Genomic DNA, 18,080 nt, shown 5'->3' on the forward strand with positions numbered 1-18,080 from the left:
CTCCGACCTAGGGTCACGGGCAAGAGCTTCCAGCCCCGCGAGGACCCGATGAAAGACGCCGCCCCCGAGACCATCTATCTCAAGGACTACACCCCCTTCGGCTGGCAGGTCAGCGACGTGCACCTGACCTTTCGCCTTGCGCCCAAGTCGACGCGGGTGATCTCGAAGATCCATTTCGCCCCCAACCCCGAGGCCCCCGTGCAGGAATTCTTTCTGCACGGTGAGGACCTGAAGCTGATCCGCGCCACCATCGACGGGGTCGAGGTGACGCCGGAGGTCACGCCCGAGGGTTTGCGCTATGCCGTGCCGGACGGCCCCTTTCTGTGGGAGGCAGAGGTGGAAATCGCGCCCGAGGACAATACCGCGCTGGAGGGCCTTTACATGTCCAGCGGCATGTATTGCACCCAGTGCGAGGCCGAGGGCTTTCGCAAGATCACCTATTATCCCGACCGCCCCGACGTCATGAGCGTGTTTTCCGTGCGGATCGAGGGCGATCTGCCGGTGCTTTTGTCCAACGGCAACTCGGTCGACCGGGGTGAGGGCTGGGCCGAATGGCACGATCCCTGGCCCAAGCCGGCGTACCTCTTCGCGCTGGTGGCGGGCGACCTGGTGAATTTTCCGGATCGGTTCACCACCCGGTCGGGCAAAGAGGTCAAGCTGAACATCTGGGTGCGTCCCGGCGACGAGGGCAAATGTGCCTTCGGCATGGAGGCCCTGAAGACCTCGATGAAATGGGACGAGAATGTCTATGGCCGCGAATACGACCTGGACGTCTTCAACATCGTCGCCGTGGACGATTTCAACATGGGCGCGATGGAGAACAAGGGGCTGAACATCTTCAACTCCTCCTGCGTCCTGGCCTCTCCGGAAACCTCGACCGACGGCAATTTCGAGCGCATCGAGGCGATCATCGCGCATGAGTATTTCCACAACTGGACCGGCAACCGCATCACCTGCCGTGACTGGTTCCAGCTCTGCCTCAAGGAAGGTCTGACCGTCTTCCGCGACCAGCAGTTCACGGCGGATGTACGCTCGGCCCCGGTGGCGCGGATCGAGAACGTGGCGCAGTTGCGCGCGCGTCAGTTCCCCGAGGACCAGGGGCCGCTTTCGCACCCCGTCCGGCCCGAAAGTTTCCAGGAGATCAACAACTTCTACACCGCCACGGTCTATGAAAAGGGCGCCGAGGTGATCGGCATGCTCAAGACGCTGGTCGGGGATGAGGCCTATGCCAAGGCGCTGGACCTCTACTTTGACCGTCACGACGGCGACGCGGCGACGATCGAGGACTGGCTCAAGGTGTTCGAGGATGCCACGGGCCGCGACCTGACGCAGTTCAAGCGCTGGTATTCGCAGGCCGGTACGCCGCGCGTCGAGGTGACGGAGGACTGGGCCGACGGCACCTATGCGCTGACCTTCAAGCAGCACACGCCGCCCACGCCTGGGCAGGAACAGAAGGAACCTCAGGTGATCCCGATGGCGGTGGGGCTGCTCAACCCCAACGGCGACGAAGTGGTGCCGACCCGCGTGCTGGAGGTCACCGAGGCTGAGCAGACCTTCACCTTTGACGGTCTGGCCTCGCGCCCCGTGCCCTCGATCAACCGCGGATTCTCGGCGCCGGTGGTGCTGGACCGCGCGTCGAGCCGCGAGGAGCGCGCCTTTTTGCTGGCCCATGACACCGATCCTTTCAATCGCTGGGAGGCGTCGCGCCTGCTCGCCCGCGAAAGCCTGATCGCGATGATCTGCGAGGATGCCGGCCCGGACGAGGCCTGGCTTGACGGGCTGGAACGGCTCTTGCGTGACCGCGACCTGGACCCGGCCTATCGCGCGATGATGATGGGCACGCCGACGGAGTCGGAACTGGCGCAGGTTCTGTTCGAACGCGGGCAGACGCCGGACCCGGATGCGATCCATGCCGCCAAGGAGGTGCTGGCCCAGGTCAAGGCCGAACGCTGGGCCGACCTGCTGCCCGGGCTGGCCGCCGAGGGAACGGTGGACGCACCTTTTGCGCCGGACGCGGAACAGTCGGGCAAGCGCGCGCTTGGCGCGGCGGTTCTGGCCCTGACCTCGCGGCTGGATGGTGGCAAGGCGGCGCGGGCGCAGTTTGCCAGCGCCGACAACATGACGCTGCAACTGTCGGCCCTTGCCCAGATCATCCGCGTGGGCGAGGATGCCGAGGCCCTGGCCGCCTTCGAGATCCAGTGGCGGCATGACCGTCTGGTCATGGACAAGTGGTTCGGCCTGCAGGTCGGAGCAACGGCACCGGAAAACGTGGTGCCCCGGGCCGAGGCCCTGACCCGGCATGCCGATTTCGACTGGAAGAACCCCAACCGCTTCCGCGCGGTGATGGGCGCGCTGGCGATGAACCACGCAGGGTTCCATCGCAAGGATGGGTCGGGCTACCGCCTGCTGACGGACTGGCTGATCAAGCTGGACGACCTGAACCCGCAGACGACGGCGCGCATGACCTCGGCCTTCCAGACCTGGAAACGCTACGACGCCGAGCGCCAGGTGCTGATGCGGGCGGAACTGGAGCGGCTGCAAGCGAAACCCAAGCTGAGCCGGGACACCGGCGAGATGGTGGCCCGCATCCTGGGCGCCTGACCCCGAGCGGCGGCTGAAACGGCAAACGCCTGCAAGAACGGCGCCGGGCACGCAAGCAATCTTGTGGCCCGCGCCGAAACCGCGATAGCCTGAGGCCGAACCACTCCGGAGACCGCGATGCGCCCTGACCTATCCTTCGCCGGCCGCTGGCCGTGCCTGTCCCTTTGCGCATGGGCCCTCTGCACATGAACGGCGTGCTGATCATCACCGGCGCAAGCGCCGGGATCGGCGCGGCCACCGCGCGCATGGCGGCCTTTTCCGGATGGCAGCGGATTGTCATTCACTACGGCCAGGACAAGGCCGGGGCCGAAACGACGGCGGCAATGGTCGAAAGCATGGGCGCGCAGGCCTACCTGCTGCAGGCCGATGTCTCCAAGCCCAAGGCAATCGAAAAGATGTTCGCCAAGCTGCGCGAGCTGAAACCCGGCCCGGTCGGGCTGGTCAACAATGCGGGCATCGTCTCTCCCCACGGCAGCATAGGGGACCTGACCCCGGAAAGGGTGCAAAAGGTCTTTGCCGTCAATGTCTTCGGCGCGATCGAGGTGGCACGACAGGCGGTCGGCCTGATGCGTGACTGGGGCCAGGGCGGTGGCATCGTCAATGTCTCGTCTGCGGCTGCACGACTGGGGTCGGCCCACCAGTACATCGATTATGCCGCCAGCAAGGGGGCTATCGACACCTTCACCCTGGGGCTTGCCGATGAACTGGCGCCCGAAGGTATCCGCGTGAACGCCATCCGCCCCGGCCTGATCGAGACGGAAATCCACGCCAAGGGCGGCCAGCCCGACCGGCTTGAACGGCTGGCGCCGACCACGCCGATGGGCCGTGCGGGCACGACCGAGGAATGCGCCGAGGCGATCCTCTGGCTGCTGTCGGAACGCGCCTCTTATGTCACGCGCTCGATCCTCGACGTATCGGGGGGGCGGTGAGCGCCCCGCTCGAACATGCCTCCTCGGGCCGGTCGCTGCGGGCCTTCCTGGTTCTGATGCTGGTCTGGCTGGCGGCCATGACGCTGTGGTTCGCTCTGCAGGCTTCTGTCTGGATCGTCGGCGCGCTGCTTCTGGTCAGCCTGCCCGCGCTGATCGATTTCAGCACCGGGCGCAGCGCCTGGTTGCGGCTGGACGACAGGATGCTGCGCTGGGGATCGGGCGGCGCGACGGGCGAGGTTGCCTTGACTCGGATCGCGCTGGCCCGCTTCGAAACGCGACTCGATTTCTCGATCCGGGTGCGGCTGGTGCTGGACGACGGGCGCCGCATCACTCTGCCGCAGGACAGCCTGCCGCCGCATCCCCGCCTGCAAGAGGCCCTGCAGGCGCGGGACATCAAGACAGAGCGACATCATTTCGGCTTGATCTGAGATCAGGCGCGCGCGCCAGATAACCCGCTGTTTAAAAACACATTTCAAAAGAAAAAGACCGCCGAGGCAGTACCTTGACATGCCTTTTGTCACGGTAGAACCGCCCGAAACGGCCCCGGCCAGAAACCCGTTTTGTCCCGCGAATGGCAAGCCATCGCCGAAAGCCTACGTCAGAGGCGTGCACCCGCCGCGCCGGTGGTGTAAACTGCCTATGGAAGAGGCGCGCCCGTCATGGAAGTGTCACGAAATTATGATCTTGGGGCTAGAATGAAAGACCGCATCGACCCGCTGATCGCCGAACGCGCGCCCTGGTTGTTTTCCAGTTCCCCGGTTGTCCGGCCTGCCCGGGCCGTGCTGAACCGCATGCTGGGATATGAAAAGACCATCGAGATCGGGACGCTGGTCAAGGACATGAGCGCTGACCAGATCATGCAGGTCATGGCGGAAATGCTGGCCAAGGACCTTGAGGTCACGGGCCTGGAACACCTGCCACGGCAGGGGCCGGCGCTGATCGTGTCGAACCACCCGACCGGCATCGCCGACGGGATCATGCTGCATCACGTCATCGGACAGATCCGGCGCGACACCTACTACTTTGCCAACCACGACATCATGCGTGTCCTGCCGCAATACGCCGAGATGATTGCCCCCGTCGAATGGCGCAAGGAAAAGCGCAGTCACGGCAAGACGCGTGAGACGATGGCTTATACCCGCAAGGCGGTGGACGAGGGTCGGCTGGGCGTGATCTTTCCGTCGGGCCGGCTGGCGAAACGCCGTGGCCTGTCGCTGCATGAACGCCCCTGGATGGCCAGCGCGGCGATGATCGCGCGCAAGTTCGACTTGCCGGTGATCCCGGTGAACATCCGGGCGCGCAACTCGGTCCTGTTCTACCTGTTCGACCTGCTGCACCCGACGCTGCGCGACATTACCCTGTTCTACGAGACGCTGAACAAGGCCCGCCAGCCCTACCGCATCACCGTGGGCGAGGCGATCTCTCCCAAGGCGCTGCCGGCCAAGTCCGAGGACGGTATCGAGATGCTGCGCCGGGCAACCCTGGCCCTGGGCGGCCCCAAGGCACCGGCGGTGTCGCTGCTGGATGCAACGCGCCGCCCCAGCTGGCTGAAGGCCTGAGGTTCAGTCCTCTGCCGCCACCGGGGCGTCCGCGACGTCCTGGGCGGGGCCCAGTCCCTCTGGGCGCAAGACCGGGCGCAGCGACCGCGCAAGGCCCGTGCAATAGGGCTGCGACCGGGTCCAGGCCATGATGTCCTCGCGCTTGCGCCGGGAATGGAACGGTCCCCAGTCCGCGGCCACGCCCCGCATTCCGCGGCTGATGACCTTGTCGCGCGGCACCGTGACCGCCATGATCCGCAGCGCGCAGGACAGGTTGTCCTCGGGATCCTTCAGCGCCGCGCCACTGCGCGCCTTGCACTTGTAGAAGCGCGCGGTCGGCGGATAGATCTGCACCAGCCCGAACCAGCGCCCGCCCCCGCCCACGGCCCAGGGGCGATGCGTGCTTTCATGCCAGGCAAGGGACGAGATCAAGCCCACCCAGAAGGCCTCTCGCTGCACACGGCCCGCACTGGGATAGGCGGGGCAATAATCGGCGATATCACGCGGCACGAGGTCCGGCAGGTGGTTGGCCTGCGCACGCAAACCGCGCAGGGCCGCGATGCTCCAGCTGCGGCTGCCCTCGATATTGTCCCAGCGCGCCTTGGGCACGACGATTTTCTTGCGGGCCTTGGGCCGCAGGGACACCGGCACCGCGAGGCGCGAGATCTCTGCCGCGGGCGGGCTGACCGGCGGATGCAGGGCAACGGCCCCGGCGGGATCGGGATTGGCGAAAGCGGCCTGGCCCGCGAGGGCGAGACCGCAAAGAAGGGCGGCAGCTTTTTTCATTTGTCCTGAAATTTCGCCCGTGACCCCGAACGATGCAAGCGTCGCTGCCGCCGCAGGGCCATGAACCGCCAATGACAAGGCGGAACTCTGCCAATCGCCCCAGTCTTGGCGATGCATTGTTCGTCCGCCCGCAACATGTTGTCCCCTGCGCGGCATCAAAGCCGGACCTTCGCCGGGAGAAAGACAGCGCAATTCCCGCAAGCCGCCGGATTTTGGCCCCGAATCGCGGGCAGATTGAGGTCATGACGATACGTAATCTGTTTCCCTCGATGCGCGCCGTAAGTGCACGTTTGTCCTCTCGCCCGGCGGTTCCCGTCGGGACCTCTGTCGCGCCAACACCGGCGCCCCGGCACGCACCGGTGGACATCCCCATCTGCGACCCCGGCCCGGATGCCCTGGCCTGTGAGACGCTGCGCGCTCGCGGGCAGTTCCTGGCGCGGCAGGACGACTGGGAACAGCTGGCCAAGGAAATCGCCACGGCCGAGGCCGCACGGCAACAGACGCCGGGCCTGCGCTCGGCCGCGTCGATGCTGGCCGAGGGCGCCCGACGCGACATGACAACGGCGATCGCCGAGGCCGTGGCCCGGGGAAAACCGCGCGAGGTGCAGGCCGCCGTCGCGGCGCTGGAACCGCTGCTGGCCGAAATGCCCGCCTGCCCCGTGATCGCCCAGATCATCGCGATGGTCCATGTCGAGACGGCCCGCGCCTGGCGCGCGGCCCCGGACACAGGCCTCCCCGCCTCGGACCGTCAGGCCGCCTTTGCCCGGCACATGGCCGCCGCGACGCGGCTGAACGACCGGTTCGACCCGTTCGAACATCAGTCACCGCTCTGGGCGGTGGTGCGGTGTGCGGTGCTGGAGGCGGACCCGGCGCCACAGGACCGCGTGGCCGACGATTTCGAGGACCTCATCGACCTCGACCCCGGCAACCCCTGGCACATGTGGCAGTTCGGCAAGGCCCTGCGTCCGGCGCGTTTCGGCAGTTGGGAACAGCTGGACGCACAGGCGCGGCGCACGGCGGCGCGGACCGGCGATCTCTGGGGCAGCGGCGGCTATGCCTGGATCTACCTTGGCGCGCTCTGCGAAGAGGCGGGCGCCTTTGCCCGGCTGGATGCCGAGCTCTTCGTGGAGGGGCTGCACGATATCCTGACACGCCACCCCACGCAGGACATGGCGAACCGGATGGCTGCCTTGGTCGGGCACACGCTGGGCGGGCCGACCAGGGCGGGCAGCACGCGCCGCCGGGTAGCCGATTGCCTGGGCTGGATCGCCCAGGACCACTTGCGCGAATTGCACCCGCAGGTCTGGGCCGAAGCGCCCGAGCGCAGCCCTGGCGCAAGGCTGGATTGCAGCGCGGCCAAACCGGGCGAAGTGCGCGCGCTGGACTGCCTGACAGAGTTCTATGCCCCCGCGCTGGAGGCCGGTCGCCGGCTGCGCTTCGGTCCCGATGGAATGCGGATGATCAAGGGCGACTGACGGGCGGGCCTTGCCCCCTGCCCCGCGCTGTTCTAGACCGCTCGGCAACCCGTTTTCCGATGAGGACCGCCATGCTGGATCTGACCTATGAAGCGCCCAAACCCAAGGTGATCGCCGGGGCCAAGCACGACTGGGAGCTGGTCATCGGGATGGAGGTGCACGCGCAGGTGGCCAGCCAGGCCAAGCTGTTCTCGGGCGCCTCGACCAAATTCGGCGCCGAGCCGAACTCGAACGTGTCGTTCGTGGATGCGGCGATGCCCGGCATGCTGCCCGTCATCAACGAATACTGCATCGAGCAGGCGGTGCGCACCGGGCTTGGCCTGAAGGCGGACATCAACCTTGTCAGCGCCTTCGACCGCAAGAACTATTTCTATCCCGACCTGCCGCAGGGCTACCAGATTTCCCAGCTTTATCATCCGCTTGTGGGCGAAGGTGAGATCATCGTCGACATGGAGCCGGGGATTGCACGAAAGGTACGCGTCGAACGCATCCACGTCGAACAGGACGCGGGCAAGTCGATCCACGACATGGATCCGCACATGTCCTTCGTCGATCTGAACCGGACCGGCGTCGCGCTGATGGAAATCGTCAGCCGCCCCGACATCCGTGGCCCCGAAGAGGCCGCCGCCTATATCGCAAAGCTGCGCCAAATCCTGCGCTACCTGGGCACCTGCGACGGGAACATGCAGAACGGCAACCTGCGCGCCGACGTCAACGTCTCGGTCTGCCTGCCCGGACAGTACGAGAAGTACCAGGAAACGCAGGACTTTTCGCATCTCGGCACGCGCTGCGAAATCAAGAACATGAACTCCATGCGGTTCATCCAGCAGGCCATCGACTACGAGGCCAAGCGCCAGATCGGCATCCTCGAGGCCGGCGGCAAGATCGACCAGGAGACCCGGCTCTACGATCCGGACAAGGGTGAAACGCGGTCGATGCGGTCCAAGGAAGAAGCCCACGACTACAGGTACTTCCCCTGCCCCGACCTGATGCCGCTGGAGATCGAAAAGGGCTGGGTCGATGACATCGCCGCCAGCCTGCCGGAACTGCCGGACGAGAAGAAGGCGCGCTTCGTCAAGGACTTTGGCTTGTCGGAATACGATGCCAGCGTGCTGACCGCCGAAGTGGTGAACGCCGCCTATTTCGAGGAGGTGGTGACCGCCTCGGGCGACGGCAAACTCTCGGCCAACTGGGTCATCAACGAGCTGTTCGGTCGCCTCAAGAAGGACGACACGGAGATCACGGACAGCCCGGTGAACCCGAGCCAACTGGCTGCGATCATTAAACTAATCAAGTCCGATGCCATCAGCGGCAAGATCGCCAAGGACCTCTTCGAGATCGTCTATACCGAGGGCGGAGACCCGGAAAAGATCGTCGAAGAACGCGGCATGAAGCAGGTGACGGACACAGGCGCCATCGAGACGGCGGTGGACGAGATCATCGCCGCCAACCCGGCACAGGTGGAAAAGGCCAAGCAGAACCCGAAACTTGCGGGCTGGTTCGTGGGCCAGGTCATGAAGGCCACCGGCGGCAAGGCAAATCCCAAGGCGGTGAACGAGATCGTCAGCGCCAAGCTGGGCCTCTAAGGGGCCTTCCGCCTCCTCGGGGTCTTGTACAAAACGTACGTTTTGTACGGCTTTTCCAGCATTTTGTACAAAACACGCGACGCGGCCCCCAAGGGCCGCGTTTCGTCTGTCTGCGCGCGAGTCCGACCGAAGATTTGACCCGAGCCGTTCCCTGCCCTGACCCAAGGTAAGGAATCCCTGACTGCCGCAGCGTCAGCGCAATTTGTTAACGTTCTGTTACCGGGGGTTGCTAGATCTCCAGAGCGTCAGGATTGATCGGCGCGACACGCAAAAGATTGAAACGGGGGCTTTCATCCGTTTGTTCACAGAAAGTCGGGGCGCGGTCCGCATGGACCACGCCCCTTTTTCTGCCAAAGGGCGTCAGTTGGTACCGCTGGTCGAACTCGTTGAAAAAATCTGCGACAGGACGCCGCTTGCCACGGTGGAACGCGGCGGCTCTGGCACCTGGTTTCCGGACGGAACGCCCTTACCGGGCGCGGCGCCGGATACGAAACCGCCAAAGCCAAGGCCTTTGCCCTTGTGCGCCCCCTGCACCACCGGAAACGGATCGTCTGCCTGCACGGCAGTTGCCGCAAGGATGACCGCCGCGACGGTACAGGTGAGTCTGGATAGTGACATAAGTTCGCCTCCTTTGAACCGGGCACGATGCCCGTGCACCTCATGTCCAAAGTTGAGCCGAAACTTACAACATCACCTTAAAGGGGAAGCAGAATCCGGTCCAAACCCGCCGGTTGGGCCGGATGCCGACGGTCATTTCCCGCCGACATCCGAGCCCGGCAATGTTACGCCTGCACATCAAGCGACAATGCGTGGATTTCCGCCACAAGGTCCGGCCCCAGGGCCGCGTGAACGGCCCGGTGCCGGGCGATGCGGCTTTGGCCCTCGAAGGCGGGCGCGCGCAGCATTACGTGGAAATGGCTTTCCCCGCTGCCATCGTCGCCCGCATGGCCGGCATGGCGCGCGCTGTCGTTGCGCACCTCGATCAGGCTGGGCTCGAAGGCCGCCTCTAGTTTCATCTGGATTTCATCGGCTCGCGACATTTTTCGCAGGACCCCCTGTATCTCGTTCCGCGATAGTCTATGCTCCGGTGTCCGAGTCGAGAAGAGGTGCGAGATGAGCAAACCTGACCCCTTCGGTTTCGACATGTCCGTTAAGTCCGCGAAAAAGAAAAACCCGCGCGGACGGAAGGGCATGACTGGCGCACAGGAGACATCCACGCGCATCTGCGACCATGACGGTTGCGAGGAACCGGGCAAATTCCGCGCGCCCAAGGCGCCTGACGTGCTGGATGATTATTTCTGGTTCTGCAAGGACCACGTCCGGGAATACAATGCCAAGTGGTCCTTCTTCGACGGCAAGACCGAGGCGGAGATGAACGCCCAGGAATCCTCGGACAAGGTCTGGGAGCGCAAGACCAAGGACTGGCGCGACCCTGAGGCCAAGGCCTGGGCGCGGCTGGGCATCGAGGACCCGCACCAGGTGCTGGGCGACAAGGCCACGCGCAATCCCGGGCGCAAGCAGGGCGGCGGGCGCAAGCTGCCCCCGACCGAGCGCAAGGCGCTGGATATTCTCGAGGCCGAGGATCACATGTCCAAGGCCGAGATCCGCAAGGTCTACAAGTCGCTCATCAAGGTGCTTCACCCGGACATGAACGGCGGCGACCGCAGCCAGGAAGAACAGCTGCAGCAGGTCGTCTGGGCCTGGGATCAGATCAAGGACAGCCGCAGCTTTAAGTAGACAGCGCGGGGCCGGGTAACAGGCCGGACATGTTCAGGAATTAATGGCTGGGTCCGGGTATTCCGGACCCATTTTTGTCCCGGTTCCGGTGATAGGCTGGGTCAAACCGCCAGGAGTTCGATTCGCATGTTTGCCACCCGCCGTTTGACCCTTGCCGTCCTTGCCGCCTGTTCCCTTGCCCTGCCCCTGTCGGCGCAGGAGTTGCCATTGGGGCCGCGGTCGGATTTCGGCAAGGTGGTGCTGACGAACAAGCAGGTCTCCGGCGGCGGCGTGCAGGCGGTGAATTTCGTCGCCGGTTACGTCGAGAACGGCGTGACGGAGAACACGCGCATCTACTCGGTCAACCCGGACCCGGTCGAAATCAGCCCGGCGGCGGACCTGGATACCCCCGTGACGCTGCGGATTTCGCTGCAGGGCTTTACCCGAACGATGACACGGGTTTCCACGCTGAATTGAGCCGCCTTGGCCGGACACGTCCGTAAGGTTGCGAAACCCTCTGGACAGACAATCCGACGCGACCTAACGTCAATTTCGGGCAATTTTTCGACCCGTTCGACCCACCAAAGGAAACGGGCGCGTGGCCCTAGTCCAGCCACACGCCCGTTTTTCTTTGTGTTTCCCGCCCGTCAGGCCGGGCGGAATGTCAGGCTGACACCGTTGATGCAATGGCGCTTGCCCGTGGGCGGCGGCCCATCGTCAAAGATGTGCCCCAGGTGCGAACCGCAGCGGCGGCAATGGCATTCCGTCCGGGTCACGAAGAGCTTGCGGTCGGGCTTGGTCTCGATGGCGTTCGGCAGGGCCTGGTAGAACGAGGGCCAGCCGGTGCCGCTGTCGAACTTGGTCTCCGAAGCGTAGAGCGGCAGGTCGCAGCCCTTGCACAGGAACGTGCCTTTCCGCTTTTCGTCGTTCAGCGGCGAGGTAAAGGCGCGTTCGGTGCCCTCTTCGCGCATGACGCGGTATTCCGCGTCGCTCAGCATGGCGCGCCATTCCGCCTTGCTGCGGGTGATCTCAAAATTGCCACCGGCGGCCAGGGCGCTGCGCGTGAAGAACGGCAGCACAGCCCCGGCGGCGATAAAGTTGCGTCGTTTCATCGGGGCCTCCTCTTATCTCGGGGAAAGGATGCGCACCCAGGCCTGCGGGGGCAAGCACAGGATGCGCACGATTGCGCGAGGCTCGAACTGGGGGTTACTTTACCTCGCGCAACCGATCACATTACTGCTTGGGCAGCAGGACGCGGTCGATGACGTGGATGACGCCGTTCGACTGTTTGACGTCCGCGATGGTGACGGTCGCGGTGCGCCCGTTCTCGTCGGTCAGGGTAATCTCGTCCCCGTCCATTTTGGCCTGCAGGGTGCAGCCGCCCACGGTCGGCACGGGGTGCATGCCGCCGTCATCGGCGATCATCCCGGCAATGGCGTCGGACATGGCATTGGCCGCCACCACGTGACAGGTCAGGATCGTGGTCAGCTGATCCTTGGCCTCGGGCTGCAGCAGCGCGTTCAGGCTCTCGGGCTTGATCATGCCGAATGCATCGTCGGTCGGTGCGAAGACGGTGAAGGGACCTTCACTGGACAGAGTGTCGACGAGGCCGGCGGCCTTGACCGCGGTCACGAGGGTTTCGTGGTCGGCCGAGTTCACGGCGTTTTCGACAATGGTCTTGTCCGGGAACATCGCGGCGCCACCGACCATCGGGTTGCCGGTGTCGGAATGGCTGGCCGCGAAGGCGGCGCCGGACACGGTCACGAGGGCAACGGCTGCGAAAGTCTTGAGGGGTTTCATTTGGTGGTCCTTCCTGTTTGTCTGTCGGTTCAGGCTGCACCTCTTTGGTGCGGCTGACCGGAGTCACGCGACAGGCGGTCGAAAGTTTCGCCCCGGACAGTCACAAGCCGTTCACGGAGTCGTGAGCGCCCAAGGGTCAAGCGCGCCTTTGGCAGACGTCATGTCGTTTTCGGCGTCGGCATCGCGCGGGCGCTGCGCTACATGAGGCACAAGAATAAAGGGAGCGCAGATGTTTCTTTCGGTCTTCGAGATGTTCAAGGTGGGGATCGGCCCGTCGTCCTCGCACACGATGGGCCCGATGGTCGCGGCGGCCCGCTTTCTGGACAAGCTGCGGGCGGCGCCCTTTGCGGTGCACGGGCTGCGCGCCTCGCTGCATGGGTCGCTGGCCTTTACCGGCGTCGGCCATGCCACCGACCGCGCCACGGTGCTGGGGCTGGCCGGTTTCGTGCCGGAAACCTACGACCACGAAAAGGCCGAGGCGGCGCTGGCCGAGATCGCGAAGACCCACAGAGTGACGCCCGACGGCCTGCCCGCGCTGCAGTTCGATCCGTCCAGGGACCTTGTCTTTGACTACGACGAGTCGCTGCCCGGCCATGCCAACGGGATGATCCTGCGCGCCACGGACGCCCAGGGCGACGTGATCCTGCAAGAGGTCTATTACTCGGTCGGCGGCGGTTTTGTCCTGACAGAGGCGGAACTGGCCGCCGGCAAGGACACGGATGAGGGTGCCCCCGTCCCCCACCCCTTCAAGAGCGCCACGGAAATGCTTGAGATGGCAAAGAAATCCGGGCGCAGCATCGCCGAGATGAAACGCGCGAACGAGGTGTCGCGCGGCTGTGCCGACAGCCTGGAAAAGGGCGTGGCACGGATCTGGCAGGTGATGGAGGATTGCATCGACCGGGGCCTGACCTCGGACGGGGTGCTGCCCGGCGGGCTGAACGTGAAACGCCGCGCCAAGAACATCCACGACCAGTTGCAGGCCGAGCGGGGCATGAACCAAAGCGCCCCGCACACGATCAACGACTGGATGAGCGTCTACGCGATGGCGGTGAACGAGGAAAACGCCGCCGGGGGCCAGGTGGTCACCGCGCCCACCAATGGCGCGGCCGGTGTCGTTCCGGCGGTGATCCGCTACTGGCTGGACCATGTGCCCGGGGCAACGCGCGCCCGCATACCCGAATTCCTGCTGACCGCCGCCGCGATCGGCGGGCTGGTGAAATACAATGCCTCGATCTCGGGCGCCGAGGCCGGCTGCCAGGCAGAGGTCGGCAGCGCCAGCGCTATGGCGGCGGCAGGTCTGTGCGCGGTCATGGGCGGGACGCCGGAACAAGTTGAAAACGCCGCGGAAATTGCGTTGGAGCATCACCTTGGCATGACCTGCGACCCGGTCAAGGGGCTGGTCCAGGTGCCCTGTATCGAGCGCAACGGATTGGGCGCGATCAAGGCGGTTTCGGCGGCCTCGCTTTCCCTGCGGGGCGATGGCACGCACCTGGTCCCGCTTGATGCCTGCATCGAGACCATGCGCCAGACCGGCCACGACATGAGCGAAAAGTACAAGGAAACCTCGCTGGGCGGGCTGGCCGTCAACGTGCCGAATTGCTGACCCGGAAAAGGGGCGTCACGCTCAGCTGGTGACACTCACCAGCATGAATTTCGCCCCCTGCCCGCGATCCGTGACCAGCCGCACCTCGCCGTGTTCGCGATAGCGCAGCGAGTCCCCGGCGCCGAGGTTATAGCCCGATCCGTCCAGGCTGACGTGCAGATAACCGCTCAGCAGCACGATATGATGCTCCTGCCCGACGACCTCGGGCGACTCCTGCACCATCTCGGAATTGGGCGTCATCTTGCATTCCACGACCTCGCCCGCCAAGGCCGATGCCGCCGGAGAGACAAAGCGTTTGGCCAGCCCGGTCTCGCCGTCGCGCCAGACGGCCTGTTCCTCGCGCGTGACATGGGCGGAGAACCCGTCCTCGATCATGGCAAAGAGGCGGGACAGGGACATTTCATGCGCCGCCGCCAGGCGCGAAAGGACATCCGCCGAAGGACTGACCTCGGCATTCTCGAGCCGCGACAGCGCCGCGCGGCTGACACCGCTGGCAGCGGCGAGTTGATCCAGCGTCCAGCCACGGGCAGCCCGTAGCGCCGACAGGCGCCCGGCGAGGCGGACCGTCAGATCGCTCTTCATTTCTATCCCCCCGGGAAACTATCCCGTATCTCGAATTAGATACAGATTCCCGCTGAAACGCAAGAATTGCAGGGCTGCGGGCCTGTTAGAATTTGGCATATATCCAATCGAGCCGCCCTGTCCCGCAGACGCCAATTGCGGAATTTCCAGTGTTTCCAGAGACCAATCCGGCAAAGCTCAGGCAGAGTGTCAGGCGTTCCAGCGGATCTTGCCAAGCTCCGCGATGTCATAGCCACCCAACCGGGCAGCCTGTTCGCGCAGGGCATCGCCGGTGCAGAAGTTCAGAAGCGCCTGGATCGGTGCCTCGAAATACTGCCGCCGGTCGATCAGCAGGTCAAAGAACTCTTCGATGAGGGGCAGGAATTGCAGGCCGAAATCGCGGGCCAGCGTCTCCAGCCCGAAGGTCGCGTCGGCTTCGCCCCGGGCCACGGCCTGCACGGCCTCGGTCTCGGTCCGGGACACCGGCGCAAGATCAAGCGCCGCGTGGTCCAGCCCGGCCTCTTCTGCCAGGTCTCCGAACAGCTTGGCCGTGCCCGAGAGCGGCTGGCGTGGCGCAAAACGGCGTCCGGCGAGATCCTCCAGCCCGGTGATACCCGTCTCGTCCGGGCGCACCACCAGCCCGCGACGGCGGCGGGCAAACCCCACCAACACGGCATCGCGAGTCTTGTCGACGCTGGGCACGTTCCAGTCGCTGGTCTCGGAATGATAGACATGCAGCCCGCAGGCCACGCCTTCGCGGGCCTTGAACCTGTCCAGCCCATCAAGAGACCCGTCGAAATAGGTGGCAAGGCCGCAGCGGCTTTCGCGGACGGCCCAGTCCAGCAGCGGATCGTGGCTGCCCAACAGGATCGGCGGGCGGGCCTCGGTCTCTTGCGGGCCGGTGGTATGCGAGGCGATCCAGGCATAGACGTCGCGCGCGGGAAACAGCAGCTTGCCTGTGGCGCGCGAACAGGGAACCCCGCCTGAGGCGGCGAGGTCGTAGATCTTGCGTTCTTTCAGTCGCAGCAGCTCTGCCAGCTCTGCGACAGTAAAATATTCAGGCGTATTGACGCTGGACATCGGGCCTCCTGGCCCAAAGATCTAGTGTATGCGGGCCGCCTGGCGAATTGTCCTAGATCAATCCGGGGCGTTCGGGAAGAAGAGTTGTTGCCCGTCGACCTCATAATCGGCGATGGCGGCCTGGCCGTCATCCGACAGCAACCAGTCGGCAAAGGCCTGCGCGCCTTCGATGTTCACTGACGGGCATTTCTCGGCGGAAACCGGGATGACGCCGTACTGGTTGAACAGGTCCGCATCGCCTTCGACCAGGATCTTGTAATCCTGCTTGTTCTTGAAGCTGATCCAGGTGGCGCGGTCGGTCATGACATAGGCCCCCATGCCGATGCCCGCGTTCAGCGTCGCGCCCATGCCCGAGCCGGTTTCACGATACCAGTCGCCCGAGGCATTGGCCGGATCGACCGAGGTGGCGCCCCAGAGAGAAACCTCTTTCTTGTGGGTGCCGGAATCATCCCCGCGCGAGGCGAACAGCGCCTGCGCCGCGGCGATCTTTTCCAGCGCCGGCTGGACATCGTCCATGCCCGCCACGGCGGCCGGATCTTCCGCGGGGCCGACGATGACAAAATCGTTGTACATCAGGTCTGTACGTGACGCGCCGAACCCATCGGCGACGAATTTCTCTTCCGCCGGCTTGGCATGGACCAACAGCACGTCACCGTCGCAGTTGCGGGCGTTGCGGATCGCCTGGCCAGTCCCCACGGCCACCACGTTGACCTGGATGCCCGTCGCTTCGGCAAAGATCGGCAGCAGGTGATCGTAGAGCCCCGAGTTCGCGGTCGAGGTGGTCGACTGCACAAGGATGTCATCGGCCAGCGCCGCAGAGGGCAGCGACACGGCGCAGAGCAGCGCCGCAAGATGAAGCGGTTTCATGGAATATCTCCTCCGTAGGGTATTGAGTGAGGTCAGAGCACGAGGCCGCCCGAGACATGGGCCCGGGCCGCCGGCGTTCGGGGGCCTGCGAAAAAGCGGTCGGCGGCGGCCTGTTCGGCCACCCGTCCGCCATGCAGAAAGACGATCTCATCGGCCAGCCGGCGGGCCTGTCCGATATCATGTGTCACGAGAATCACGCGGGTGCCGTTGCGCACGGCCTTCAGCACGATTTCCTCGATTCGGTTGACGGAGGCCGGGTCGAGGCTGGCGGTGGGTTCGTCCAGGAACAGAACCTCGGGCTCCGTTGCCAGCGCACGGGCCAGAGCAAGGCGCTGCGCCTCGCCACCGGACAGCAGTCGGGCGGGCTGTCGCGCCTTGTCGCCCAGGCCGACGTGATCCAGCAGGGCATGGCGGCGGGCACGCGGCAGGTTGCGCGACTTCAGCACGAAATCGACGTTCGCGGCGACCGACCGGCGCAGCAGAACGGGTTTCTGGAACACCAGCGCCTGTCGCGAGGTGACCTGCCCGGGCGCGGCGCCATTCCAGTCGACCTCTCCCGCGTCGGGTTCAAGAAGACCATGCAAAACCTTGAGGAGTTGCGTTTTTCCCGCCCCGTTCGGCCCCAGAAGGACGGTGCAGCCCGCCGGTCCCAGGTCCAGGTCCAGGCTGTTCAGGATACGGCGCCCGCCCAGTGTCAGGCACAGGCCCCGCACCCGCAGGGGAAGCAGGTTGGAGGCCGGGACAGCGCCCGCTGTCAGGGCCTCGGGTCCGTGGATGATGGCTTCACGCATAGGCTTGTCTCACGGCGGTCAGGCGCAGGCTGTGGACCAGGGCGTTGACCCCCAGCGCCAGGACCATCAGCACGATGCCCAGCCCCAGGGCCAGCGGCAGGTCCCCCTTGGAGGTCTCCAGCGCGATGGCGGTTGTCATGACACGGGTCATGTGGTCGATGTTGCCACCGACGATCATGACGGCGCCCACCTCGGCCACGGCGCGACCAAAGCCGGCCAGCGCCACGGTCAGCAGCGCGTAGCGCGCATCCCAGAGCAGCGCCTGCACGGTCTGGCGGGTGTTCAGGCAGAGAGAGCGGAAGTGGTCGGCATATTCCGCATGCATGTCCTCGATCACCTGGCGCGACAGCGCGGCCACGATGGGGGCGATCAGGATGGTCTGGGCGATGATCATGGCGGCGGGCGTATAGAGCAGCCCCAGGAACCCCAGCGGCCCGGCCCGCGACAGGTGCAGGTAGACGATCAGCCCCACGACCACGGGCGGCAGGCCCATCAGCGCGTTCATCACCACCAGGACCGCCCCCCGCCCCGGAAAGCGGTTGGTGGCGACCAGCGCGCCGATCGGCAGGCCGATGGCACAGGCGGCGACCGTGGCGGTCAGGCTGACACGCAGCGACAGTCCGACGATCTCGACCAGGTCGCCATCGCCCGAGAGGACAAGCGTCATCGCGACGGCAAGGGCCTCTCCCATGTCCTGCATGTCATCTCCTGCAAAATTTCCGGGGCATACGCCCCGCTCTGTTCAGA

At 65.2% G+C, this 18,080-nt stretch carries 19 protein-coding genes; 9 read left to right on the forward strand and 10 right to left on the reverse strand.

Annotation, left to right across the window (positions count from 1 at the left end; translation table 11 throughout):
• Window positions 1-48 precede the first annotated feature (48 nt).
• From pepN to G9Q80_RS18610, 4 genes are all read left to right on the forward strand, one after another.
• Window positions 49-2,601, forward strand: coding sequence for an aminopeptidase N (pepN, locus tag G9Q80_RS18595; RefSeq protein ID WP_088714112.1), 2,553 nt, complete (start codon window positions 49-51; stop codon window positions 2,599-2,601).
• Window positions 2,602-2,771: 170 nt separating this feature from the next.
• Window positions 2,772-3,530 (forward strand): SDR family oxidoreductase, encoded by a 759-nt coding sequence (locus G9Q80_RS18600; RefSeq protein WP_246870554.1) that lies wholly within the window; start codon window positions 2,772-2,774, stop codon window positions 3,528-3,530.
• Window positions 3,527-3,958: a hypothetical protein gene (locus G9Q80_RS18605; RefSeq protein ID WP_074620712.1), complete on the forward strand. Its 432-nt coding sequence runs from the start codon at window positions 3,527-3,529 to the stop codon at window positions 3,956-3,958. Before G9Q80_RS18600 ends, G9Q80_RS18605 begins: the two co-directional genes overlap by 4 nt.
• Window positions 3,959-4,225: 267 nt before the next feature.
• Complete coding sequence (locus tag G9Q80_RS18610; RefSeq protein ID WP_043143247.1) at window positions 4,226-5,089, forward strand: lysophospholipid acyltransferase family protein; 864 nt, start codon at window positions 4,226-4,228, stop codon at window positions 5,087-5,089.
• A gap of 3 nt (window positions 5,090-5,092) precedes the next feature.
• Here the strand turns inward: G9Q80_RS18610 and G9Q80_RS18615 are convergent, their stop codons facing one another.
• Window positions 5,093-5,854 carry a transglycosylase SLT domain-containing protein gene (locus G9Q80_RS18615; RefSeq protein ID WP_069086694.1) on the reverse strand — a complete coding sequence of 254 codons (762 nt, stop codon included), beginning with the start codon at window positions 5,852-5,854 and terminating at the stop codon, window positions 5,093-5,095.
• 242 nt (window positions 5,855-6,096) lie between these two features.
• Between G9Q80_RS18615 and G9Q80_RS18620 the strand changes: the two genes are divergently transcribed.
• Window positions 6,097-7,329, forward strand: coding sequence for a hypothetical protein (locus G9Q80_RS18620; RefSeq protein ID WP_133066360.1), 1,233 nt, complete (start codon window positions 6,097-6,099; stop codon window positions 7,327-7,329).
• Between the two features lie 71 nt (window positions 7,330-7,400).
• Window positions 7,401-8,915, forward strand: coding sequence for an Asp-tRNA(Asn)/Glu-tRNA(Gln) amidotransferase subunit GatB (gene gatB, locus G9Q80_RS18625; protein WP_168246569.1), 1,515 nt, complete (start codon window positions 7,401-7,403; stop codon window positions 8,913-8,915).
• A 360-nt stretch (window positions 8,916-9,275) separates the two neighbouring features.
• On the opposite strand, the gene G9Q80_RS18630 is transcribed toward gatB, so the two are convergent.
• Together G9Q80_RS18630 and G9Q80_RS18635 are read right to left on the reverse strand one after the other, a co-directional pair.
• The gene (locus G9Q80_RS18630) at window positions 9,276-9,533 is read right to left on the reverse strand and encodes a hypothetical protein (protein ID WP_043143243.1); all 258 of its coding nucleotides are present in this window, start codon (window positions 9,531-9,533) and stop codon (window positions 9,276-9,278) included.
• A 164-nt stretch (window positions 9,534-9,697) separates the two neighbouring features.
• A complete protein-coding gene (locus G9Q80_RS18635) occupies window positions 9,698-9,955 on the reverse strand; it encodes a BolA family protein (RefSeq protein WP_043143241.1) in 258 nt (85 codons plus the stop codon).
• 73 nt (window positions 9,956-10,028) lie between these two features.
• On the opposite strand from G9Q80_RS18635, the gene G9Q80_RS18640 reads away from it, so the two are divergent.
• Window positions 10,029-10,652, forward strand: coding sequence for a J domain-containing protein (locus G9Q80_RS18640; RefSeq protein WP_088714116.1), 624 nt, complete (start codon window positions 10,029-10,031; stop codon window positions 10,650-10,652).
• Window positions 10,653-10,778: 126 nt separating this feature from the next.
• Window positions 10,779-11,108, forward strand: coding sequence for a hypothetical protein (locus G9Q80_RS18645; protein ID WP_088714117.1), 330 nt, complete (start codon window positions 10,779-10,781; stop codon window positions 11,106-11,108).
• A gap of 170 nt (window positions 11,109-11,278) precedes the next feature.
• Here G9Q80_RS18645 and msrB read toward each other — a convergent pair whose 3' ends face one another.
• On the reverse strand, window positions 11,279-11,743 hold the full coding sequence (gene msrB / locus G9Q80_RS18650) for a peptide-methionine (R)-S-oxide reductase MsrB (RefSeq protein WP_069208549.1): 465 nt from the start codon (window positions 11,741-11,743) through the stop codon (window positions 11,279-11,281).
• 121 nt (window positions 11,744-11,864) lie between these two features.
• Window positions 11,865-12,431, reverse strand: a complete 567-nt coding sequence (locus G9Q80_RS18655) for a fasciclin domain-containing protein (protein WP_052244553.1) — start codon at window positions 12,429-12,431, stop codon at window positions 11,865-11,867.
• A gap of 229 nt (window positions 12,432-12,660) precedes the next feature.
• Between G9Q80_RS18655 and G9Q80_RS18660 the strand changes: the two genes are divergently transcribed.
• The gene (locus tag G9Q80_RS18660) at window positions 12,661-14,034 is read left to right on the forward strand and encodes an L-serine ammonia-lyase (RefSeq protein ID WP_088714118.1); all 1,374 of its coding nucleotides are present in this window, start codon (window positions 12,661-12,663) and stop codon (window positions 14,032-14,034) included.
• A gap of 21 nt (window positions 14,035-14,055) precedes the next feature.
• Here G9Q80_RS18660 and G9Q80_RS18665 read toward each other — a convergent pair whose 3' ends face one another.
• The 5 genes from G9Q80_RS18665 to G9Q80_RS18685 form a co-directional block, all read right to left on the reverse strand.
• Window positions 14,056-14,616 carry a helix-turn-helix domain-containing protein gene (locus G9Q80_RS18665; protein ID WP_043143224.1) on the reverse strand — a complete coding sequence of 187 codons (561 nt, stop codon included), beginning with the start codon at window positions 14,614-14,616 and terminating at the stop codon, window positions 14,056-14,058.
• A 189-nt stretch (window positions 14,617-14,805) separates the two neighbouring features.
• Complete coding sequence (locus G9Q80_RS18670; protein ID WP_088714119.1) at window positions 14,806-15,675, reverse strand: substrate-binding domain-containing protein; 870 nt, start codon at window positions 15,673-15,675, stop codon at window positions 14,806-14,808.
• Window positions 15,676-15,732: 57 nt separating this feature from the next.
• Entirely contained in the window at window positions 15,733-16,542 is an 810-nt protein-coding gene (locus tag G9Q80_RS18675; protein ID WP_043143220.1) for an ABC transporter substrate-binding protein, read from the reverse strand.
• A 32-nt stretch (window positions 16,543-16,574) separates the two neighbouring features.
• Window positions 16,575-17,333: an ATP-binding cassette domain-containing protein gene (locus tag G9Q80_RS18680; RefSeq protein ID WP_083342134.1), complete on the reverse strand. Its 759-nt coding sequence runs from the start codon at window positions 17,331-17,333 to the stop codon at window positions 16,575-16,577.
• Entirely contained in the window at window positions 17,326-18,033 is a 708-nt protein-coding gene (locus G9Q80_RS18685; RefSeq protein ID WP_043143218.1) for an ABC transporter permease, read from the reverse strand. Before G9Q80_RS18685 ends, G9Q80_RS18680 begins: the two co-directional genes overlap by 8 nt.
• Window positions 18,034-18,080 lie beyond the last annotated feature (47 nt).

The sequence above is a fragment of the Mameliella sp. LZ-28 genome, from assembly GCF_012274245.1.
Taxonomy (GTDB): domain Bacteria; phylum Pseudomonadota; class Alphaproteobacteria; order Rhodobacterales; family Rhodobacteraceae; genus Antarctobacter; species Antarctobacter albus.